18 protein-coding genes are annotated in these 21,097 nt (G+C 66.3%); 13 read left to right on the top strand and 5 right to left on the bottom strand.

Translation table 11 applies throughout. The annotated features are described in order from the left end of the window. Nucleotides 1–66 precede the first annotated feature (66 nt). The 5 genes from MU582_20980 to MU582_20960 are packed head-to-tail and all read left to right on the top strand — an operon-like array spanning nucleotide 67 to nucleotide 4,525. Nucleotides 67–1,158, top strand: a complete 1,092-nt coding sequence (locus tag MU582_20980) for a DUF4185 domain-containing protein (GenBank protein UPK74878.1) — start codon at nucleotides 67–69, stop codon at nucleotides 1,156–1,158. A 54-nt stretch (nucleotides 1,159–1,212) separates the two neighbouring features. Then, nucleotides 1,213–2,259 (top strand): phosphotransferase family protein, encoded by a 1,047-nt coding sequence (locus tag MU582_20975; GenBank protein UPK74877.1) that lies wholly within the window; start codon nucleotides 1,213–1,215, stop codon nucleotides 2,257–2,259. Between the two features lie 10 nt (nucleotides 2,260–2,269). Then, entirely contained in the window at nucleotides 2,270–3,082 is an 813-nt protein-coding gene (locus MU582_20970) for an SDR family NAD(P)-dependent oxidoreductase (protein UPK74876.1), read from the top strand. Next, nucleotides 3,082–3,738, top strand: a complete 657-nt coding sequence (locus tag MU582_20965; protein ID UPK74875.1) for a histidine phosphatase family protein — start codon at nucleotides 3,082–3,084, stop codon at nucleotides 3,736–3,738. The genes MU582_20970 and MU582_20965 overlap by 1 nt, the downstream gene beginning before the upstream one ends. A 16-nt stretch (nucleotides 3,739–3,754) precedes the next feature. Beyond that, nucleotides 3,755–4,525 carry an SDR family oxidoreductase gene (locus tag MU582_20960; protein UPK74874.1) on the top strand — a complete coding sequence of 257 codons (771 nt, stop codon included), beginning with the start codon at nucleotides 3,755–3,757 and terminating at the stop codon, nucleotides 4,523–4,525. 529 nt (nucleotides 4,526–5,054) lie between these two features. Here MU582_20960 and MU582_20955 read toward each other — a convergent pair. Genes MU582_20955 through MU582_20935 form a run of 5 tightly spaced genes read right to left on the bottom strand, consistent with a single transcriptional unit; the run spans nucleotide 5,055 to nucleotide 10,113 of the window. Continuing rightward, nucleotides 5,055–6,077: an aldo/keto reductase gene (locus MU582_20955; protein UPK74873.1), complete on the bottom strand. Its 1,023-nt coding sequence runs from the start codon at nucleotides 6,075–6,077 to the stop codon at nucleotides 5,055–5,057. 32 nt (nucleotides 6,078–6,109) lie between these two features. Then, a complete protein-coding gene (locus tag MU582_20950) occupies nucleotides 6,110–7,450 on the bottom strand; it encodes an LLM class flavin-dependent oxidoreductase (GenBank protein UPK74872.1) in 1,341 nt (446 codons plus the stop codon). A 10-nt stretch (nucleotides 7,451–7,460) separates the two neighbouring features. Beyond that, nucleotides 7,461–8,237 (bottom strand): ABC transporter ATP-binding protein, encoded by a 777-nt coding sequence (locus MU582_20945; protein UPK74871.1) that lies wholly within the window; start codon nucleotides 8,235–8,237, stop codon nucleotides 7,461–7,463. Further along, on the bottom strand, nucleotides 8,213–9,058 hold the full coding sequence (locus MU582_20940) for an ABC transporter permease (GenBank protein UPK74870.1): 846 nt from the start codon (nucleotides 9,056–9,058) through the stop codon (nucleotides 8,213–8,215). The genes MU582_20945 and MU582_20940 overlap by 25 nt, the downstream gene beginning before the upstream one ends. Then, nucleotides 9,055–10,113: an ABC transporter substrate-binding protein gene (locus MU582_20935; GenBank protein ID UPK74869.1), complete on the bottom strand. Its 1,059-nt coding sequence runs from the start codon at nucleotides 10,111–10,113 to the stop codon at nucleotides 9,055–9,057. The genes MU582_20940 and MU582_20935 overlap by 4 nt, the downstream gene beginning before the upstream one ends. A 180-nt stretch (nucleotides 10,114–10,293) precedes the next feature. On the opposite strand from MU582_20935, the gene MU582_20930 reads away from it, so the two are divergent. The 8 genes from MU582_20930 to MU582_20895 all read left to right on the top strand — a co-directional run bounded on the left by MU582_20930 (nucleotide 10,294) and on the right by MU582_20895 (nucleotide 21,094). Continuing rightward, complete coding sequence (locus MU582_20930) at nucleotides 10,294–10,908, top strand: TetR/AcrR family transcriptional regulator (GenBank protein ID UPK74868.1); 615 nt, start codon at nucleotides 10,294–10,296, stop codon at nucleotides 10,906–10,908. After that, on the top strand, nucleotides 10,905–11,705 hold the full coding sequence (locus MU582_20925; protein ID UPK74867.1) for a TIGR03084 family metal-binding protein: 801 nt from the start codon (nucleotides 10,905–10,907) through the stop codon (nucleotides 11,703–11,705). The genes MU582_20930 and MU582_20925 overlap by 4 nt, the downstream gene beginning before the upstream one ends. Further along, the gene (locus MU582_20920) at nucleotides 11,702–13,453 is read left to right on the top strand and encodes a DUF1446 domain-containing protein (protein ID UPK74866.1); all 1,752 of its coding nucleotides are present in this window, start codon (nucleotides 11,702–11,704) and stop codon (nucleotides 13,451–13,453) included. Before MU582_20925 ends, MU582_20920 begins: the two co-directional genes overlap by 4 nt. After that, nucleotides 13,450–14,604, top strand: a complete 1,155-nt coding sequence (locus MU582_20915; protein UPK74865.1) for an acyl-CoA dehydrogenase family protein — start codon at nucleotides 13,450–13,452, stop codon at nucleotides 14,602–14,604. The genes MU582_20920 and MU582_20915 overlap by 4 nt, the downstream gene beginning before the upstream one ends. A gap of 53 nt (nucleotides 14,605–14,657) precedes the next feature. After that, a complete protein-coding gene (locus MU582_20910) occupies nucleotides 14,658–16,193 on the top strand; it encodes an acyl-CoA carboxylase subunit beta (GenBank protein UPK77214.1) in 1,536 nt (511 codons plus the stop codon). Continuing rightward, the gene (locus MU582_20905; GenBank protein UPK74864.1) at nucleotides 16,174–18,138 is read left to right on the top strand and encodes a biotin/lipoyl-binding protein; all 1,965 of its coding nucleotides are present in this window, start codon (nucleotides 16,174–16,176) and stop codon (nucleotides 18,136–18,138) included. Before MU582_20910 ends, MU582_20905 begins: the two co-directional genes overlap by 20 nt. Beyond that, the gene (locus MU582_20900; GenBank protein ID UPK74863.1) at nucleotides 18,131–19,300 is read left to right on the top strand and encodes an acyl-CoA dehydrogenase; all 1,170 of its coding nucleotides are present in this window, start codon (nucleotides 18,131–18,133) and stop codon (nucleotides 19,298–19,300) included. Before MU582_20905 ends, MU582_20900 begins: the two co-directional genes overlap by 8 nt. A 288-nt stretch (nucleotides 19,301–19,588) precedes the next feature. Beyond that, nucleotides 19,589–21,094, top strand: a complete 1,506-nt coding sequence (locus MU582_20895; GenBank protein ID UPK74862.1) for a glycosyltransferase family 39 protein — start codon at nucleotides 19,589–19,591, stop codon at nucleotides 21,092–21,094. The last annotated feature ends 3 nt before the right edge of the window (nucleotides 21,095–21,097 follow it).

Here is a 21,097-nt window from a genome sequence, read left to right as displayed (position 1 = left end):
GGGCCGCTCGGGGGGTCTAAGTTCACAATTGCGCAATTGGGCGCACGTGGACAAAAGGACACCGCCATGGCACTGAGCCGTCGGGCATTTCTGGCTACATCAACAGGGCTCGGCCTCGGTGCCGCGCTCGGGTCGACCGCTCTCCCGCAAGGGCTACTCCCAAGCGCCGGCGCCGCATCGATCTACAAACAGACGATCACCGGTGTCGGCAAGGACCCTGACCGACGTTGGCGGGTGGTCGGCACCGATCTCGGTATCCCGTACGTACTCGAGAACGGCTCGATCGGCTACCTGTTCGGCGACACCTTCAGCTCCGCGATGCCCGGCGGACCCGACTGGCGCTCGCCGGTGATGCTGCGTTCGGCGACCCACCCGGGAAGCGCTGAGGGCATCGTGTTCGACAGCGCCGCCGGCGTCGCAGGTGACGGCCTCGCTCCCGAGATCATGTACAACGGGCACCGGACCGACGACGGCGCCGGCACCCCGGAGTTCACCGTGATCCCGAACGACGGGATCGGCTTCCCCGAGACCGGGGAGCAGATCGTCTCGTACATGAGCATCCGCGACTGGTACGACGGCACTCCCTCGTGGCGGTCGAACTACGCAGGCATTGCACATTCGACGGACGGCAACACGTTCCGGCGCACGCCGTACGTCTGGTGGAACAACGACGCCAACAACGACCCGTTCCAGATGTGGACGATGCAGCGCGACGGAGCGTACGTCTATGTCTTCTCGGTGGCCGCGGGGCGCCAGGTCGGTCCGATGATGCTGCAGCGTGTGCCGTGGGATGCGATGTTCGACAAGGCCGCGTACGAACCGTGGGGCTACCTGAACGGATCGTGGGCGTGGGGCAACCCGTGCACCGGGATCCTGCACGGCGGGATGGGCGAGCCGTCCGTACGAAAGCTCGACGACGGTACGTGGGCGATGTCGTACCTGCGGATGAGCGACCTGTCGATCGTCACTCGTACCGCGGAAGGACCGGACAAACCGTGGTCGCCTGAGGCCATCCAGGTGACGTTCGCACAAGAGCCCAATCTGTACGGCGGGTTCATCCACCCTTGGTCGAAGTCCGGCGCGGGCAACCTGCACCTGTTGGTTTCCAAGTGGACGTCGAACGCCTATCACGTGAGTCAGTACGTCGGCACCTTGTGACCCTTCCCGTACGCCGGGCGCGCGGAATCGGTCGATCGCTGCGAAGATGACGCAATGACCAGCGAACGCACCGCCGTACGGCATGAGGATGCCTTCGACGTCTCGGCCGTCGCGGCATGGCTCGACGACGAGGTCGGCATCGCCGGCGTACCGACCGTCGAGCAGTATCGAGGCGGCGCATCGAACCTCACGTACCTCCTCGGATATCCGGACGGCTCGCTCATCTTGCGGCGTCCGCCGGCGGGCGCGAAGGCCGGCGGGGCGCACGACATGGTGCGTGAGTACACCGTGCAGTCTCGCCTCAAGCCCAAGTTCCAATACGTACCCGACATGATCGCCCTGTGCACCGACGAAGACGTCATCGGATCGCAGTTCTACGTCATGGAACGCATTCCGGGTGTCGTTCTGCGCGCGAACCTGCCAGACGGTTACGCGTTGTCCCGCGACGACGCGGGTGCGCTCGCGAGCGTGTTCGTCGATCGCTTCGTCGATCTGCACCGAATCGACCCTCGAGCCGTCGACCTCGTCGATCTAGGTAAGGGCGACGGCTACGTTTCCCGGCAGGTGACCGGCTGGACCGATCGCTATCGCAAGGCGATGACCCCGGGCGCTCCCGACTTCGAGCCGATCGCCTCGTGGCTGGAGGCGGTTCAGCCGGCCGACGTCGACAGCTGTGTGATCCACAACGACTACCGCCTCGACAACCTCGTGCTCGACGAGGGACTGACCAAGATCCGGGCCGTCCTCGACTGGGAGATGGCCACCATCGGCGACCCGCTGATGGACCTCGCGTGCGCGCTCGCGTACTGGGTGCAGTCCGACGATCCGCCAGGCATGCTCGGGCTGCGCCGGCAGCCGAGTCATCTGCCGGGTATGCCGACGCGCGCCGATATCTTCGAGTACTACTGCCTCCGCATGGAGCTGTCGCCCGACGCATGGCCGTTCTACGAGGTCTACGGCATCTTCCGACTGGCGGTGATCCTGCAGCAGATCTACTACCGCTACCACCTCGGGCAGACCTCGAACCCCGATTTCGCCGGTTTCGGCGCGACGGTCGAGTACCTGCATGGTCGTTGTCAGGAGATCCGCGACCGCGCGTAGGCTCACCAGCGTGACGATCAGGAGCAACGACCGCGTGCTGGTGACCGGTGCTGCGTCCGGGCTCGGCCTGGCGTTGGTGCGTGAGCTGGTACGCCGCGGGGCCCGCGTACTCGCGAGCGATGTCGCCAACGAACGCCCTGCCGTATTCGACGATCTGCCCGGTGTGGCATATCGCAGGCTCGACGTACGCGAGGATGCCGATTGGGCTGCTGCGTTGGAGTGGGTCACTGCCGAGTGGAAAGGGCTCGACCTGCTCGTGAACAACGCCGGCGTCGCCGCGGGCGGACGCATGGAGCTCACCTCGATCGACCAGTGGCAGTGGATCGTCGACATCAACCTGCTCGGTGTCGTACGCGGTTGCCGTACGTTCACGCCGATGATGAAGGGGCAGCGGACCGGCCACCTCGTCAACATCGCATCGGCGGCAGGGCTCGTACATCCGCCGCGGATGACCGAGTACACCTCGGTCAAGGCGGGCGTCGTCGCGCTGAGCGAGTCGTTGCGCTACGAGCTCGCCCCGTACGGCGTCGACGTCTCGGTCGTCTGTCCGACGTTCTTCCGGACCAACCTCGCGTCGTCGCTGCGCGGCAACGACCCCGACTCGAAGGAGGGGGCGCGCCGCCTGATCGACGAGTCGCCGATGTCGGCAGACCTGATCGCCGGTCGTGTTCTCGCCGGCGTCGACGCCCGGCGCCATGTCATCCTCACCGATCGCAACGGCCGGCTCGCGTACTACGCCAAGCGGCTCGCCCGTCCGCTGTACGACGCGGTGATGCTTCGCGAAGGCAAGAAGGCTGCCGGCCGAGAGACCGAGGTCGGCTGATGGCGCTGGTCGTTCTCGTCCGGCACGGCCAGGCGTCATGGGGTGCCGCCGACTACGACGTGTTGTCTGAACACGGGCACCGCCAAGCCCGCACGCTCGGCGAGTCGTGGCGTACGCCGGGCTTCGAACCGACTCGGATCATCAGCGGCACGATGCGCCGGCATCGTGAGACCGCAGACGAGATCCGTGCCGGGTACGGCGCGGCGCCGACGGTCGAGGTCGTCGACGGACTGGAGGAGTTCGACCATGTCGACGTCTTCGCCGAGTCGCTCGGCGCGGACGGCTCGCTACCCGAGCTCGACGAGTCGTCGATGGAGGAGATGTTCGACGTCGGGTTGCATCGGTGGATCGCCGGCGACGGCGCCCGTGCGTACCGTGAGACGTACCGCCAGTTCAGGGCGAGGGTCGGTGATGCGTTCACCGGCATCCTCAACGGGCTCGGCGCCGACGACAAGACGGTCGTGGTCACGTCTGGCGGCGTCATCGCGGGTGTCGTATGCGACCTGCTCGGCGTCGCGGACGACCGTTGGCCCGCATTGGCCGCTCCGATCATCAACACGAGTACGCACAAGGTCCTCGTACGAGACGACCGACCGATGCTCGTATCGTTCAACGAACACGCACATCTGGCCACGGCCGACATCACGTACGCCTGACTCGGAGCGAACGCCTATGCGACAGAACATCTGGATCACCGGAGCAAGCGCCGGCCTGGGCGAGGGCATGGCTCGGGAGTTCGCGGCCCGCGGTCACAATCTCGCACTCGCGGCGCGTCGAATCGACCGGCTCGAGGCGCTGCGCGACGAGCTCGTCGCAGCGAACCCCCGTATCGAGGTCAGCTGCCACGAGCTCGACGTCAACGACCACGACCGAGTCTTCGAGGAGTTCACGGCGGCGACGACGACGCTCGGCGGGATCGACCGCGCCATCGTGAACGCCGGCCTCGGCAAAGGAGCACGCATCGGTAGCGGCAGGTTCGACGCTAACCGCGACACGGCGATGACGAACTTCGTCGGTGCGCTCGCCCAGTGCGAGGCCGCGATGGCGCACTTCTACGAGCGCGAGTCAGGTCACCTGGTGCTCGTGTCTTCGATGTCTGCCATGCGCGGGATGCCCAGCTCCATGACGACGTACGCCGCGACGAAGGCCGGACTCGCGATGCTCGGCGAAGGTATTCGTACCGACCTCATGCGCCGACCCGGCCTCGACATCTCGGTCACCACGCTCTACCCCGGCTATATCGCCTCGGAGATGAACGAACGGGCTGCCGAGTCGGGGGCGGGTGGCACCAAGATGATGGTCGACACCGAGACCGGTTGCCGTGCGATGGTCGCCGCGATAGAAAAGGAGGTCACCCAGGCCGAGGTGCCGGGGTGGCCCTGGAAGCCGATCGGGTTCGTGATGCGCCATGCGCCGCTCTCGATCGTCCGCCGGATGGTGTAGTCGCGGGTAGGTGCGACCTCTCGCCGCTCGAGTCCGGTGGCGCTCGCTTCCGGCTCGCCCGCTTCCTTCGGCGACATCCCGTCGCTTCACCTCTCGCCGCTGTCGGCTATCCCGCTCCTTGGGCTGGGCAAAGACGCGGCGACGCGGGAGCCGCAGCTACGGGGCTGGGTTGCTTGCCGGCTAACCCGATTCGGTTGGCTTTTGTGGGGTCGGTCGGTGGTGGTTTACCAAGTAAACATGGTGAGACTCCACTTTGCATGGCAGCGACACCATGCAAGGTGACAGGTTGCCATGCCCGCTGGTACGCACGCGGCGTCCGAGACTGATGTGACACCGAAACAGAACCTTACCCCGATCCCACACTAAGGTGGCGGGAAAGCCGCCAAGCAACCTCACCCGAAGTGGCGCGCCGGCGTCGCCGCCGTCTTTCCAGAACCAAAGGAGTGGGGAACCCCGGCAGCGAGCCGGAGCCACCTGGCCACGGAAGCCGCTCCGAACCCGAGCGAGCCGTGGGTCGTGCCGGGCAGGCTCAGCGACGGCGTGCCCAGGCGTACGCGAGCGACGGAGGAGCGTATCCGCGGTCGGCGTCGTTGAGCGTCGTACCGGGCGCGACGATCTCGTCGATCCGGTCCAGTACGTCGTCGGTCAGCACGATCTTGTCGGCCGCCAGCTGGTCCTCGAGCTGCTCCAACGTGCGTGGCCCGATGATCGCCGAGGAGACAGCCGGATGCGCCAGTACGAACCCGAGCGCGAGGTGGATGAGTGACAGACTTGCTTCGTCGGCGAGCGCGACGAGCTTCTCGACCGCTTCGGCCTTTCGTACGTTTGCGGGCAGGTTCGGGTCGTGGCGACCCGGCTGTCGTTTGGTCCGTGGGGTGATCACAGCGTCGCTTCCGCGGTACCGGCCGGCCAACCAGCCGCCGGCGAGCGGGCTCCATGGCAGGACGCCGAGCCCGTAACGTTCGGCGATCGGAAGTACATCGCGCTCGGCTTCACGTGCCAGGATCGAGTACGGCGGTTGCTCGGTCACCGGGCGTTCGAGTACGCGCCGCTCGGCGGCCCATTGTGCCTCGACGATCTGCGATGGCAGAAACGTCGACGTGCCGATGTAGCGGATCTTCCCCTGGTGCACGAGATCCGAGAGCGCACCGAGGGTCTGCTCGATATCTGTCTCGGGCCGCGGCCGATGCACTTGGTAGACGTCGATGTAGTCGGTGTCGAGCCGACGCAGCGACTCCTCGACCTCACGGATGATCCAGCGCCGTGAGTTGCCCTGCTGATTCGGATCGTCGTCGGACATCGTGCCGTGGAACTTCGTTGCGAGGATGACATCGTCACGTCGCCCGGCGAGTGCCTTTCCGACGATCACCTCCGACTCGCCGCGGGAGTACACGTCGGCTGTGTCGATCACGTTGATGCCGGCGTCGAGTGCGCGGCGGATCACCCGGATCGAGTCGTCGTGGTCGGGGTTGCCCCACTGACCGAACATCATGGTGCCAAGGGTCAGCGGACTGACCTTCAGGCCGGTGCGGCCGAGGTTGCGGTACGTCATGGATTCCTTCTCTCGTTGGGTGTTGACGATCGTCACGCCGTCGCAGTGCGCAGCGACTCGTACTGGCTGGGTGGTCGCGCGAGGCCGTAGTGCTCTCGAAGGGTCGTGCCCTCGTAGTCGTTGCGGAAGAGCCCGCGCTTGCGGAGGATCGGGAGTACGTGCTCGACGAACCGGTCGAACCCGCCGGTCAGCCACGGAGGCATGACATTGAATCCGTCGGCGGCACCCGCGGTGAACCAGGTCTCCATCCGGTCGGCGATCTGCTCGGGCGTACCGACGACGACCTGATGACCGCGTGCTCCCGCGAGTCGGTGCATGACCTGACGCAGGGTTGGTCGCTCCCGTTCGACGATGTCCGCGACGAGGCGATACCGGCTGCTCTGCGCGCGGTCGCCCTCGGAACGGAGCACGTGCCGTGGAAACGGTGCGTCGAGGTCGTACTCAGCGAGGTCGACGCCGGTCAGAGAGCGCAGCAAGGACAACGAGTACGCCGGCTGGGTCAGGGAGTTGAGCTCATCGTGCAGCGCCTGCGCTTCGGCTTCGGTCGAGCCGATGTACGGGCTGATGCCGGGGAGCACCAGCGTGCTGTCGGGTGAGCGGCCCACGCCGCGTACGCGCTGTTTGATGTCGCTGTAGAACTCCTGCGCGCTACTCAGCGTCTGGTGCGCAGTGAAGATCGCCTCCGCGTAGCGCGCTGCGAACGAGCGTCCGTCTACTGACGAGCCTGCCTGTACGTACACCGGCCTGCCTTGTGGTGTACGCGGGGTGTTGAGCGGCCCTCGCACGCGGAAGTTCGCGCCGACGTGGTCGACCGGGTGGATTCTATCCGGATCAGCGAACCGGCCGCTGAGCGGATCCGCGACGTGCGCCGAGTCTTCCCAGCTGTCCCATAGCTTCGTGACCACGTCGACGAACTCCGCGGCGCGGTCGTATCGGTCCGCGTGCACAGGGTGTTCGGCCATGCCGAAGTTGGGCGCAGCGTCGGCGGAGCCGGTGGTGACGATGTTCCAGCCCGCACGACCTTTGCTGAGGTGATCCAGCGATGCGAACAGCCGAGCCAGGTTGTACGGCTCGTAGTACGTCGTGGATGCGGTGCCGATGAGACCGATACGCGACGTGACGGCGGCGATGGCCGACATCCAGGTGAGGGGCTCGAGCCGGAACCTCGAGGCGTACTGGACGTTCTCGGGCAACGACGGGCCGTCGGCGAAGAACACCGCGTCGAACCGCGCTCCTTCGGCGCGCAAGGCGAGGTCCTGGTAGTAGGCGATGTCGAGGACGCGATCGGGTGCTGATCCGGCGTATCGCCAGGCCGCCTCGTGGTGTCCTCCCGGATAGATGAACAGGTTGAGCTTGAGCTGACGTGCGGTCATGTCGTTCTCCTCAGGCTGTCGCAACTGCGGGGGATTGACTGTCATCGGGTACGCCGTCGATGACGCCGAGCTTGTCCAGCAGCGTCGCCCGGAGCTCGGCGAACCGTGGATCGGCCGGCGAGCGGTGACCGGGCATGTTCACTCGGACGTCCGAACCGATGACCCCGTCGACCAGGACGATCACGCGGTCGGCGAGGACGATCGCCTCGTCCACGTCGTGCGTGACCAGCAGGACGCTTGGCCGATGTACTTCGCACAGCCTGCGTAGCAGGTCGTGCATGCGTATCCGGGTCAGTGCGTCGAGCGCGCCGAACGGCTCATCGGCGAGGAGGAGCTGCGGGTCACGGACGAGCGAACGTGCGAGCGCCGCTCGCTGGGCCTCGCCGCCGGAGAGCTCGTTCGGCCACGCTCGCTCGCGCCCTTCGAGCCCCACCTCGGCGAGTGCGGTCCGCCCTCGCTCATCCGCGTTCTTGTCGCGCAGACCGAGGATCACGTTGTCGAGGATGCGTTGCCAGGGCAGGAGCCGTGAGTCCTGGAACACGACCGACACCTTCTCCGGCACGCGTACGCGCCCGGAACCTCGTACGTCGTGGTCGAGTCCCGCCAGCGCACGCAGGAGGGTCGACTTGCCGCTACCGGATCGACCGAGCAGCGCGACGAACTCGCCGGCGGGTATGTCGAGATCGAGGCCGTTGAGTACGCCGCCACTGCTGCTGAAGCTGCGGCGCAAGTCACGTATCGAAACCGAGTATTCGTCGCCGGTCAGCTGTCCAACGTTCGCCGCCATGCGAGCGCCCTCCTCTGTACTAGTCGTACGATCCCGTCCGATACGAGGCCGAGCGCCGCGTACACGACGAGACCGACGATGATGACGTCGGTCTGCCCGTACGTCTTGGCGAGCGTGATCATGTAACCGAGTCCCTCGGTGGCGTTGACCTGCTCGACGACGATCAGGGACAGCCAGGCGGATGTGACCGCGAAGCGCATGCCGAGCAGGAACCCCGGAAGTGCCCCTGGCAGTACGACAGATCGGATGAATGCGTACCGGCGCAGATCGCTGGTCTGTGCCAGCTCGACGTAGCGGCTGTCGATGCTGCGCAGTCCGTTGTGGGTGTGGATGTAGATCGGGATCATCACGCCGAGTGCGATGGTGATGATCTTCATCTGCTCGCCGATGCCGAACCACAAGATCAGCAAGGGAATGAGCGCGAGGTTCGGAATCGAGCGTTTGATCTGGATGGGGCCGTCGATGATCGCCTCGCCGAGTCGGCTGAGACCCGACAGCAGCGCGAGTACGAGACCTGCAGCGACGCCGATGCCGAGGCCGATCAACGCACGTTGCAGCGACACGGTCAGATTGTCTTGCAGGCGGCCGTCGGACACGAGGTCCTGAAAGGTCGAAACGACCGTCCACGGCTCCGACAGGACCCGAGGCTCGATCCATCCCGATGCCGATCCGATGGTCCAGATCGCGAGCAGGAGCAAAGGTCCGAGTGCCAGTCCGAACGGGATCTGACGTCCGAGACCGAGCCGCCGCTTTCGTACGCGTTCGTCGACGGCATTGTCGGATGTGGGTTCTTTCGTGGGGGCAGTGAGCGTCGCGGTCATCGGTCGGCACCCTGCAGTGCCTTGGCTCCGACCGCTTCGTAACGGCGGTCGTAGATGTCCTCGACGTCGAACTCCTCGCGATCCTGCTCCTTCGCGAGCAGGTCGGCCGTTTCCTGGTGACGTTCGATCACGTCATCCCAGCTGGCCGGGATGTCGACCTGGCCGAAGGCCTTGAACAGGTACTTGCCGTCCGCTTCGCTCAGTCCCTCATGGTCGACGTAGTAGCCCTTGATCCACTCCTGCGGATGGTCACGCATCCACTGCTGGGCACGGGCCCAGTACTTCACGTACTCCTTGAGCGCGGCGGCCTTGTCCGCGTCGTCGAGGACCGACGACTGTACGTACAGATGGAACGGGTCGTCACGAAGTCCGTGCGTGATCGTCGTACCACCCTCATCGCCGTACTTTGCGAGGTACGTGCGGTTGAGCACGCCGCCGAGTGGGGCGACGTCGACCTGGCCGCTACCGACTGCATCGACGTAGACGTCTTCGGTGCTCGCCATCTCGACCAACTCGACGTCGTCCTGCTCGAGCCCGGCCTTGGCCAGTACGCGGAGAACGAGCGCACCCTGGGCCTGTCCGGGGCTGTACGCGATCTTCTTGCCCCGCAGGTCGTCGAGGCTCTTGACGTCGACGCCCGGGGCGACGCCGAGCTGGTAGATCGGATGGTGCACAGGATCCTTGCGGAACTGCGCCGCGACGATCTTCACGTCGAGGCCGGTCCAGTGGGCGAACAGCGGGGGGATGTCTGCGACCGCGCCGACATCGAGTGCGTCGGCCCGAAACGCCTCGCTGGTCTGCGGACCCCCGCTCAAGTTTGCCCATTCCACCTTGAAGGGCAGCTTGTCGATCTGGCCGGACAGTTCGAGTGCCGTCTGGGTCTCCGGGTCGCCGATGCGCAAGACGGTGTCCTTGTCGACCTTGTTCGGTATCGGTTCGTCGGAGTCCAGACTCGGCCCCTGCCCGTTCGCCGACGAGCATGCGGTCGTCACGACTGCAACGGCGATGGCCGCCAGTACGAGGCGCCCGCGGGTGTTGGGTCTGTGTAGACGCACGTTGGTCTCCTCATCGTGAGGTGGATGGGTGGCCCGAGACATCAGTAACAGATTAAGTCGAGCAAATTACTATACAAAGACTGAAACGTGAGACCTGCGTCACATCAAAGTGTTCGGTCGTCCAGCGCCAGTTACAAGCAGGCTTGACTGTTTGTAACTGGGCGGGCCATGCTGAACGGCATGGCCGTCGAGTCGCGTGTACGTACGCCACAAGGTGAGCGCAGCCGCGTCATGCGCACCAGGCTTCTCGACGCGACCATCGACGTCCTGGTCGAGCGCGGCTGGGCGGGTACGACGACAACCGTGGTCTCGGACCGAGCCGGCGTCTCGAGGGGCGCTCAGCTACATCACTTTCCGACCAAACAGGACTTGGTGGTCGCCGCCGTCGAGTACATCGCGACGAAGCGCCGCGCCGAGCTGGCGGCCGCGGCCGAGCACCTGCCCGCACGCAGGCGTACGCGGGCGGTACTCGGGATTCTCAGCGATCAGTTCACCAGCCCGGTCTTCCTGGCTGCGCTCGAGCTCTGGGTGGCCGCACGTACCGACTCGGCATTGCGCGACGCCGTCGGTCCGCTCGAGCAACGAATCGGTCGCGAAACGCATCGTCAGGCGGTCGCATTGCTCGGCATCGACGAGTCCGACTCCGGCGCGCGTGAGCTCGTGCAGGCAACGCTCGACCTGCTACGCGGTTTGGGTCTTGCCGACACCATCGCCGACGACTCCCGCCGCCGTAAACGCATCCTCGCCGTCTGGGCGCAAACAATCGACGACAAGATCGGAGCCAGCCGGAGATGACCGACCGACTCGCCGAGGTGCTGACCGACCTCGCCGCCGAGAGCGACCAACTGGACTCATGGGTCAGCACACTCACCGACGACGGGTGGGCTGCGCAGACCCCAGCCGTCGGATGGACCATCGCCCACCAGATAGCGCATCTGCACTGGACCGACGAGGCCTCACGCAAGGCGGCCACCGGTGCCGGCTTCGGCGAGTTCCTGCAAGCGGCAGCCGAAGACCCGACCGGATACGTCGACAAGGCGGCGTCCGACCTTGTCGCGCTCGGGCCGCGTGAGGTGCTGACCCGCTGGCGCGATGGCCGGGCTGCCCTTGCGTACGCACTCCGAGGCGTGCCATCCGGTGAGCGGATCGCGTGGTTCGGCCCGCCGATGAGCCCGGCGAGCATGGCCACGGCCCGCTTGATGGAGACCTGGGCGCACGGACATGACGTCGCCGAAGCGCTCGGGGTCGACGTGCCGGTGACGCCAAGAGCGCGCCACGTCTGCCACATCGGAGTACGTACGCGTGGCTTCGCGTACGCGGTGCGCGGTCTCGAGCTACCCGAGACAGAGGTGTACGTCGAGCTCACCGGTCCGAGTGGCGAGGTCTGGACCTGGGGTCCGCAGGATGCTTCCGAGCGGGTCACCGGCTCGGCGTGGGACTTCGCGCTGCTGGTCACCCGCCGCCGGCATCTCGACGACGTCGACGTACACGCCGACGGTTCCGACGCCGAGCAGTGGTTGACAATCGCGCAGGCGTTCGCGGGTATGCCCGGACGCGACCCGGTGCGCCTCGCTGAGCGGGAGTCCGCATGACAGCCGTCCGCATCGGCAATGCGTCGGGCTTCTACGGTGACCGGCGGTCCGCGGTGCGCGAGATGCTCGAGGGCGGCGAGCTGGACTACCTCACCGGCGACTACCTCGCCGAGCTGACGATGCTCATACTCGGCCGCGACAAGCTGCGCGACGAGTCGCTCGGTTATGCGAAGACCTTCGTGCGACAACTGGAGGACTGCCTCGGTCTCGCGATGGGTCGGGGCGTACGTATCGTCACCAACGCCGGTGGGCTCAACCCGGCCGCCCTCGCTGGTCGCATCCGAGAGATCGCCACGGACCAAGGGATCTCAGCGTCGGTAGCGTACGTCGAAGGTGACGATTTGCTGCCCCGCTCCGCGGAGCTCGGGTTCGGCGAACCGCTCACCGCCAACGCGTACCTCGGCGCCTTCGGGATCGCCGAGGCGCTTCGAGGCGGCGCTGACGTGGTGGTGACGGGCCGGGTCACGGATGCGTCGCTCGCGGTCGGCCCGGCCATAGCGCACCACGGTTGGGGTCGCGCCGACTACGACCGGCTCGCGGGCGCGGTCGCAGCGGGCCACGTGATCGAATGCGGTACCCAGGCGACCGGCGGTAACGTCGCGGGGTTCGAGTCGCTCGACCTCGCGTCGAAGAGTGGGCGTCGGTTCGGGTTTCCGATTGCGGAGATCGATGAGGCCGGCGACTCCGTCATCACCAAGCACCCCGGCACGGGCGGTGCGGTGACGGTCGACACGGTGACGGCGCAGCTCGTCTACGAGATCGACTCGCCCGCATACCTGGGGCCGGACGTCGTCACCCGTCTGGACTCCCTGATGCTCGCAGCCGACGGTCCGGACCGAGTGGCGATCACGGGCGTACGCGGCTCGCCGCCGCCTGGGCAGGTGAAGGTGTGCCTGAACCGACTGGGTGGCTTCCGCAACAACGTCGAGTTCCTGCTGACCGGCCTCGACATCGAGGCCAAGGCGGCCTTCGTACGTGATCAGTTGAGCGATGCGCTTGCGTCGCTGCCGATCGATACCGTCGAATGGCAGCTCGAACGCACGGACCGTCCCGACCCCGCGACCCAGGCCGATGCGACCGCTCGGCTGCGGTGCCACGTACGGGCAGCGACGCTTGATGCGGTCGGTCGCAGCTTCTCGGGCGCTGCCGTCGAACTCGCCCTCGGGTCGATCCCCGGCTTCACCATGACCGCCCCGCCTGGGAGCGGGTCACCCTTCGGCATCTACGAGCCCGCGTACGTCGACCAGGATGTTCCCGAGCAGGTTGCCGTCCATGCCGACGGTTCGCGTACGCCGATTTCGCCGCCGTCCGATTCTGTATCCCTCACGCACAGCTACAAACCTATTGGAGCTATGCGTGATAGCTACAAAACGACGGGACCGGAAACTGCCGCCACCGTACGCGCGCCGCTCGGCCGAATCGCGTACGCCCGCAGCGGCGACAAGGGCGGTGACGCGAACCTCGGCGTGTGGGTGAGCAGCAATCATCCCGACCGCGACAGCGCGTACGAATGGCTTCGCGCGCTGCTCGACGAGAAGGCCGTCAAGCAGTTGCTTCCGGAAGCGGCCGATCTCGACGTCGACATTCATCCGCTGCCCAACCTCCATGCAGTCAACATCGTGCTGCACGGCCTCCTCGGTGAGGGCGTCGCGGCCTCGACGAGGTTCGATCCGCAAGCCAAGGCGATCGGCGAGTGGCTGCGTGCGCGCGAGGTCGAGGTACCCGAGCAGCTTCTGGGGGCGCCGTGACCGAGTGGAGTACGCCCGAGCGCACGGCACTGAAGGAGAGCGCGACCCGATTCGCCGAGCGCGAGATCGTCCCTTACCTCGCTGATTGGGAGGACGCCGGCGAGGTGCCTCGCGAGCTCCACAAGCGTGCCGCCGATGCTGGGCTCCTCGGCGTCGGATTCCCTGAGGCGGTCGGCGGTCAGGGCGGCACGGTCGTCGACACGGCGATCGTCACCGAGGCGATCATCGAAGCAGGAGGGTCATCCGGACTCGTCGCCGCATTGTTCACGCACGGCATCGCCTTGCCGCACATCGTCGCATCGGGCGACACGAGCCTGATCGACCACTACGTACGGCCAACGCTCGCCGGAGAGCTGATCGGGTCGTTGGCGGTCACCGAGCCCGGGGGCGGATCCGACGTCGCCAACCTGACGACCCGAGCCGTACGAGACGGCGACGCGTACGAGGTCAGTGGGGCCAAGACGTTCATCACCTCAGGTGTACGCGCGGACTTCGTCACCACCGCGGTGCGTACCGGCGGCGAGGGCTTCGGTGGGATCTCGCTGCTGGTGATCGACAAGCACACACGCGGATTCGCGGTCGGCCGGCCGCTGAACAAGATGGGGTGGCTGTGCTCCGACACCGCCGAGCTCGCCTTCGACGGTGCCCGGGTTCCGGTCGCCAACCTGGTCGGCGACGAGGACGCCGGGTTCGTCGCGATCATGCGACAGTTCGTACCCGAGCGGCTCAGTCTCGCAGTCCAGGCGTACGCGACGGCCCAACGGTGCCTCGATCTGGCCGTTGAGTACGCCCGCAAACGTGAGACTTTCGGACGCCCGTTGATCAGCAGGCAGATCATCCGGCACAAGCTCGTGGAGATGCACCGCGCAACCACCACTGCGCGTACGTACACACAGGACGTTGTGAAACGTGCCGCAGCAGGAGCCGATGACGAGCAGCGGATCGCGCTCGACGCGAGCATCGCGAAGAACGACGCCGTTGCCGCATGTGACTACGTCGTCAACGAGGCGGTGCAGATCTTCGGCGGTGCGGGCTACCTGCGCGAGTCCGAGGTCGAGCGCCACTACCGCGATGCACGCATCCTCGGCATCGGCGGCGGTACGAACGAAGTCCTGACCGACTTGGCAGCGAAACTCTTGGGGTACACGTGATCCGGACGACTATCGACACTGCGGCGCCGGAGTTCGCCGCCAACCGCGACGCCATGACCGAGCGTGTCGCCGACCTCGCCGAGCAGCATGCGAAAGCGTTGGCCGGCGGCGGCGAGAAGTACGTGGAGCGTCATCACAAGCGTGGCAAACTGCTCGCTCGCGAACGCATCGAGCTGCTGATCGACGAAGACTCCGCATTCCTGGAGCTGTCCAGCCTTGCCGCGTGGGGCACCGACTTCGCTGTCGGCGGGAGCATCGTCACCGGCATCGGCGTCGTCGAGGGCGTCGAGTGCATGATCGTCGCCAATGACCCAACGGTCAAAGGCGGATCGAGTAACCCGTCCACGTTGAAGAAGGGACAACGAGCGGCCCAGATCGCTGCCGAGAACCGCCTTCCGACCATCAACCTGGTCGAGTCCGGTGGCGCAGATCTGCCTACCCAGAAGGACATCTTCATCCCCGGAGGCGCATCCTTCCGCAACATCACCAGGGCGAGCGCGGCTCGGGTGCCGACCATTGCGCTCGTGTTCGGCAACTCGACCGCCGGTGGCGCGTACGTCCCGGGTATGAGCGATTACGTGGTGATGGTCGACGGCGGTGCGAAGGTGTTCCTCGGTGGTCCGCCGCTGGTGAAGATGGCCACCGGCGAGGAGTCCGACGACGAGTCGCTCGGCGGTGCCAGGATGCACGCGCGCCAGTCCGGGCTGGCCGACTACCTGGCTGCCGACGAACACGACGCAATCCTGCTCGGCCGACAGATCGTACGAAGGCTCAACTGGCGCAAGCACGGTTCGCCACCAGTACCGGTGTACGCGGAGCCTGCCTACGATATCGAGGAGCTTCTCGGCATCGTTCCGAACGACCCGAAGCTGCCGTTCGACCCGCGGGAGGTGATCGCCCGCATCGTCGACGGATCCGAGTTCGACGAGCACAAACCCTTGTACGGCAGCAGTCTGGTGACCGGCTATGCCCAGCTCCATGGGTATCCGATCGGCATTCTCGCGAATGCACGAGGAGTGTTGTTCAGCGAGGAGTCGCAGAAGGCCGCGCAGTTCATCCAGCTGGCCAATCAGACCGACACCCCGCTGCTGTTCCTGCACAACACGACCGGCTACATGGTCGGCGCTGAGTACGAGCAGGGCGGCATCATCAAGCACGGCGCGCAGATGATCAACGCCGTCTCCAACAGCACGGTGCCGCACCTCTCGGTCGTACTGGGTGCGTCGTACGGCGCGGGCAACTACGGCATGTCCGGCCGGGCGTACGAGCCGCGGTTCATGTTCAGCTGGCCGAACGCCAAGTCAGCGGTGATGGGGCCGGCCCAGTTGGCGGGTGTCGTCAGCATCGTTGCCAGACAGGCGGCCGAAGCGAAGGGTCAGCCGTACGACGAAGACGGCGACAAGCAGATGCGTGCGTACATCGAGCAGCAGATCGAAGAACAATCCCTTGCGTACTTCACGTCAGGGATGCTCTACGACGATGGCGTGATCGACCCGCGCGACACCCGTACGGTGCTCGGCATCTGCTTGTCGGCCATTCACAACGCCGAGGTGAAGGGGGCAGAGGGCTATGGCGTCTTCCGTATGTGAGCGGGTGCTTGTCGCAAACCGTGGTGAGATCGCGCGACGTGTCATCCGCACCTGCCGTCGGCTTGGCATCGAAACGGTGGCAGTCCACTCCGACGCCGACGACGCTGCGCCGTTCGTACGGGAAGCGGACGCCGCGGTCCGGCTGCCAGGTAACGCCGCGGCAGACACGTACTTGCGCGGCGACCTGATCGTCGAGGCCGCGCGAGTCACCGGAGCGGACGCGATCCATCCGGGCTATGGCTTCTTGTCGGAGAACGCCGAGTTCGCGCAGGCCGTGCTCGACGCTGGCCTCACCTGGATCGGCCCGGAGCCGAAGACGATCGAACAGATGGGCTCTAAGGTACGCGCCAAGGAGATCATGGCCGCTGCGGGAGTTCCGGTCCTCACTGCCGAGTCGGGCAGTTTCCCCATGCTGGTAAAGGCTTCTGCCGGAGGCGGTGGTCGCGGTATGCGCGTCGTGACGGAGTCGGGCGAGCTCGATGCGGCGGTCGCGGCGGCCGAGGCGGAGGCACTGGCGTCGTTCGGCGACGGCACGGTGTTCGTCGAGCCGTACCTTCCGACGGCACGGCACATCGAAGTACAGGTTCTGGCCGATCGGCACGGCACCTGCTGGGTGTTGGGCGAGCGCGACTGCTCGATCCAGCGACGGCACCAGAAGGTCGTCGAGGAGACCCCGGCACCAGGCATCTCCGACGCAGTACGTACGCGGTTGCACGACGCGGCTCGCGCAGCGGTCATGGCGGTCGACTACGTCGGCGCCGGCACTGTTGAGTTCCTCGTGGACGGAGTCGAGTCAGGTCACGCGACCGTCAGCTTCTTGGAGATGAACACACGACTCCAGGTCGAGCATCCGGTGACCGAATCCGTTTGGGGCGTCGACCTCGTCGAGCTGCAGATCGCCGTGGCAGAAGGGCGTGCGCTCGGAACCGAACCGCAACCGCGCGATTCGCATGCGATCGAGGTACGCGTCTACGCCGAGGATCCCGCCGACGACTGGCGCGCGCAGACCGGCACCGTACGCGCCTTCGAGTTCGGCGGAGCCGAGGCGGAGTTCGCCAACCCCGACGCATACGGCGTACGGGTAGACGCGGCCGTAGCACCCGGATCGGTCGTCGGCATCCATTACGACGCCATGCTGGCGAAGGTCGTCGCATGGGCGCCCGACCGCACGCAGGCGATCCGGATGCTACGTGGCTCGCTTCGCCGCGCCCGGGTGCACGGGATCGTCACGAATCTCGATCTGTTGACTGCCATCCTGTCCGATGAGCAGTTCGGCGCCGGAGACGTGCACACCCGGCTGCTGGACGATCGGAAGGAGCTGTGGACGGCGCCACGTCGTTCGGAGGCGGCGATACAGCGCTATGCGACTGCTGCAGCGCTCGTACAAGCACATGCCACGCAGTCCTCGGCGAGCGTGCAGAGCCGTATCCCGACGGCGTTCCGCAACGTTCCGTCGCAGCGCCGGAGCCGCGCGTACCTGCTCGGCGATGAGCGGATCGAGGTCTCATACGCCAATGAGCGTAGACGTTTCGTCGTCGACGGACTCGATGTGATCGAAGTCGGTGGCCACTGCGCGCGGCTCGGTCACGGGGGAGTCGGCGAGTCGTACGAAGTCCGTTTCGAAGACGACTTCGCTTACGTTGACGGGCCGAGCGGGTCGGTCGACCTGCGCCGAGTACCACGATTTTCCGACCCCGCAGACGAAGTCGCCGAGGGATCCCTGCTCGCCCCGATGCCGGCGGCCGTTGCGTCGGTTGCGGTGTCGGCCGGAGACCAGGTCGCCAAAGGTCAGACCGTGCTCGTTCTCGAGGCGATGAAGATGCAGCACCCGATCAACGCACCGGTCGACGGCATCGTGGCTGAGGTCGGTGTGACCGCAGGACAACAGGTAGACGCTGGCACCGTTCTCGCGGTGATCGACGAAGGAGAGAACGAAGATGAGTGACGTACCCACGTTCAGCGAGTCTGCCGAGCGCCAAGCGCTGCGGCAGGCCGTCGCCGATCTCGCCTCGAAGTACGGGCACGACTACTTCATCGAGCGCGCGCGTACCGGCGAGAAGACCGACGAGCTATGGGCGGAGGCCGGCAAGAACGGCTACCTCGGCGTCGCCGTACCGGAAGAGTACGGCGGCGGAGGCGGGGGCATCGGCGATCTCGCCGCCGTGTGTGAGGAGTTCGCTGCCGCCGGGTGCCCACTACTCATGATGGTCGTCTCGCCGGCGATCTGTGCCACGGTGATCGGTCAGTACGGCACGGATGCTCAGAAGCAGCATTGGCTGCCGGGATTCGCCGAGGGCACGACGAAGATGGCCTTCTCGATCACGGAGTCCGATGCCGGCTCCAACTCGCATCGGATCGTGACCACCGCCCAGCGTGACGGTGACGAGTGGATTCTGAACGGAGGGAAGACCTTCATCTCCGGAGTCGACGAGGCCCCACACCTGCTTGTCGTCGCCCGGATGGAGGATGCGAAGACCGGAAAACTCAAACCGGCGTTGTTCATCGTTCCTACCGATGCGGATGGCTTCGTCGCGCAGCAGATCGAGATGGAGGTCGTCTCGCCAGAGAAGCAGTTCACGCTGTTCTTCGACGACGTACGCCTGCCCTCCGATGCGCTCGTCGGCAGCGAGGATGCCGGCCTCGAGCAGCTGTTCGCCGGGCTCAACCCCGAACGCATCATGGCCGCATCGTTCGCGACGGGTATGGCGAGGTACGCGTTGGCGAAGGGTGTCGCGTACGCCGCCTCGCGAGAAGTGTGGAAGCAGCCGATCGGCGGACATCAGGCGATAGCTCATCCGCTGGCCGAGTCGCATATCGAGATCGAGCTGGCTCGGTTGATGACCCAGCGAGCTGCCGCTCTCTACGGCGCGGGCGATCTGATGGGTGCGGGCGAGGCGGCCAATATGGCGAAGTACGCCGCCGGTGAGGCCGTCTGCAATGCCGTCGACCGCGCGGTGCAGACGCACGGCGGTAACGGTCTCACCACCGAGTACGGCATGGGTGCCCTCGTCGCCGCGTCGCGGCTGTCGCGGATCGCGCCGGTGAGCCGGGAGATGGTGCTCAACTTCATCGCTCAGTTCAGTTTGGGGCTGCCCAAGTCGTACTGAGGCCGTCTCGGCATTGGCCCGCTCGGCGGAGTTTGGTGCGAATTGCACCACCGTCACAGTCCTGCGTGGTGCAATTCGCACCGAACTCCTCGCGACCCGGCCCGAACTCCTCGCGACCCGGCTCAGTGGGCGATCTCTTATGCTGCTATCAGCACCGTTTCCACCTCGCCCTCGAACGGAGAGTGCGTTGCATCGCCCCGCCGGGTCCTGTCCGACCCGCGGTCGTACATCGGCCGTGGTCGACAGACGCGCGCCCCGGGCCCGTTCACGACTGCACGAGACGCGGCCGTGACCTCGGTCGGCTACGCGCGAGGTACGCGTACCCACGTCGTTCCTCGGCTCGCGCTCGGGCCCGTCCTCGTTGCGATGGCGACGGTCGCCGCAGCGCTGACGTCGGCGAGTCCGGCGTACGGGTATCACCGCGACGAGATGTACTTCCGGATGCTGCCGCTGGACTGGGGGTACGTCGACCAGCCGCCCCTGACGCCGCTGCTCGCCCGGATGTTCAGTGCGATCGCCGATGAGACGTGGGCGATCCACATCCCGGCGACGGCGCTGATGGCATTGTCGATCCTCGTCGTCACGCTGATCGCCCGCGAGCTCGGCGGCGACCGTGACGCACAGACACTGTGCGCGTGGGCGTACGGCACGTCGCTGATCCCGCTCGAGTTCGCGCGGGTGCTGCTGACTGCGACCGTCGACCTCGTCGTATGGCCGGCGGTGCTGTTGTTCATGATCCGAGCGGTACTTCGCAACGAGCCGAAGTGGTGGTTGCTCGCGGGCCTGGTGACCGGCCTGAGCATGTACAACAAGCTGCTGATCGCGGTGCTCCTGGTCGGTCTCGCCGCCGGTATCGCTGCCGTCGGCCCGCGCGACCTGTTCCGGTCGCGCTGGGTATGGGCGTCGGGCGCCATCGCGTTGCTCGTCGGGCTCCCCAATCTCATCTACCAGGCGATGAACGACTGGCCACAGCTGACGATGGGCGAGGCGCTCGCCGAGCACAACGCCAGCCAGGTACGAATGCTGCTGATTCCGGTCATGCTCGTCACCTTCGGAGTGGCGCTGGCCCCGGTGTGGCTGGTCGGCCTGCGAGAGTTGTTCCGGTCGCCGCGATGGCGACCCGTCCGTTTCGTCGCCGCCGCGCTGCCGGTCGTGGTGGTGCTGGTCTTCGTCGGAGGGTCGCAGGTCTACTACCCGTTGGGCCTGATGACGGCTTTCCTGGCCGCGGGCTGTGTCGTCGTCGCGCAGTGGGTGGCCGCAGGCTCCACCCGCCGGGCGTGGACGGTGATCGGTGCGGTCGGGGCCAACGCCGTCATCTCGGTGCTGATCGCGCTACCGGTCGTACCGCTGAACCTTCTCGGCTCGACACCTATCCCGACGTTCAACCAGATCGCGCAAGACCAGGTCGGCTGGCCGGCGTACGTCCAACAGGTCGCCGACGTACGTGAGCGGCTGGCGGTCGATGAACGCGACCAGGCCGTCGTCATCGCCGACAACTACGGCGAGGCGGGTGCGATTGCGCGGTATGGGCCCGATCACGGCATGGACGAGGTGTACAGCGCCCAGAACGAGCTCTACTACCAGGCGCGTCCGTCCGAGTCCGCCGATACTGCGATCTTCGTCGGCACCAGCCCGAGCCAGTTGGAGCCGCTGTTCGGTTCGTGTTCGGTCGCAGACTGGCTGGACAACGAACTCGGCGTCGGCAACCAGGAGCAGGGCGCGCCGATCACCATCTGCCGGCGACCCGCCGGTGGCTGGACGACCGTCTGGCCCAAGCTGCAGCACTACGACTGATCG

The sequence above is a fragment of the Nocardioidaceae bacterium SCSIO 66511 genome (assembly GCA_023100825.1).
In the GTDB taxonomy this organism is placed as follows: domain Bacteria; phylum Actinomycetota; class Actinomycetes; order Propionibacteriales; family Nocardioidaceae; genus Solicola.
Note: the sequence above shows the minus strand (reverse complement) of the source record. Positions and strands in the feature narration are given on the sequence as shown.

Excerpts from the sequence above, each read along its gene's own strand:
- MU582_20980 (UPK74878.1), top strand. The coding sequence starts at position 67 with ATGGCACTGAGCCGTCGGGCATTTCTGGCTACATCAACAGGGCTCGGC.
- MU582_20975 (UPK74877.1), top strand. The coding sequence starts at position 1,213 with ATGACCAGCGAACGCACCGCCGTACGGCATGAGGATGCCTTCGACGTC.
- MU582_20965 (UPK74875.1), top strand. The coding sequence starts at position 3,082 with ATGGCGCTGGTCGTTCTCGTCCGGCACGGCCAGGCGTCATGGGGTGCC.
- MU582_20960 (UPK74874.1), top strand. The coding sequence starts at position 3,755 with ATGCGACAGAACATCTGGATCACCGGAGCAAGCGCCGGCCTGGGCGAG.
- MU582_20955 (UPK74873.1), bottom strand. The coding sequence starts at position 6,077 with ATGACGTACCGCAACCTCGGCCGCACCGGCCTGAAGGTCAGTCCGCTG.
- MU582_20950 (UPK74872.1), bottom strand. The coding sequence starts at position 7,450 with ATGACCGCACGTCAGCTCAAGCTCAACCTGTTCATCTATCCGGGAGGA.
- MU582_20945 (UPK74871.1), bottom strand. The coding sequence starts at position 8,237 with ATGGCGGCGAACGTTGGACAGCTGACCGGCGACGAATACTCGGTTTCG.
- MU582_20940 (UPK74870.1), bottom strand. The coding sequence starts at position 9,058 with ATGACCGCGACGCTCACTGCCCCCACGAAAGAACCCACATCCGACAAT.
- MU582_20930 (UPK74868.1), top strand. The coding sequence starts at position 10,294 with ATGGCCGTCGAGTCGCGTGTACGTACGCCACAAGGTGAGCGCAGCCGC.
- MU582_20925 (UPK74867.1), top strand. The coding sequence starts at position 10,905 with ATGACCGACCGACTCGCCGAGGTGCTGACCGACCTCGCCGCCGAGAGC.
- MU582_20920 (UPK74866.1), top strand. The coding sequence starts at position 11,702 with ATGACAGCCGTCCGCATCGGCAATGCGTCGGGCTTCTACGGTGACCGG.
- MU582_20910 (UPK77214.1), top strand. The coding sequence starts at position 14,658 with ATGACCGAGCGTGTCGCCGACCTCGCCGAGCAGCATGCGAAAGCGTTG.
- MU582_20905 (UPK74864.1), top strand. The coding sequence starts at position 16,174 with ATGGCGTCTTCCGTATGTGAGCGGGTGCTTGTCGCAAACCGTGGTGAG.
- MU582_20900 (UPK74863.1), top strand. The coding sequence starts at position 18,131 with ATGAGTGACGTACCCACGTTCAGCGAGTCTGCCGAGCGCCAAGCGCTG.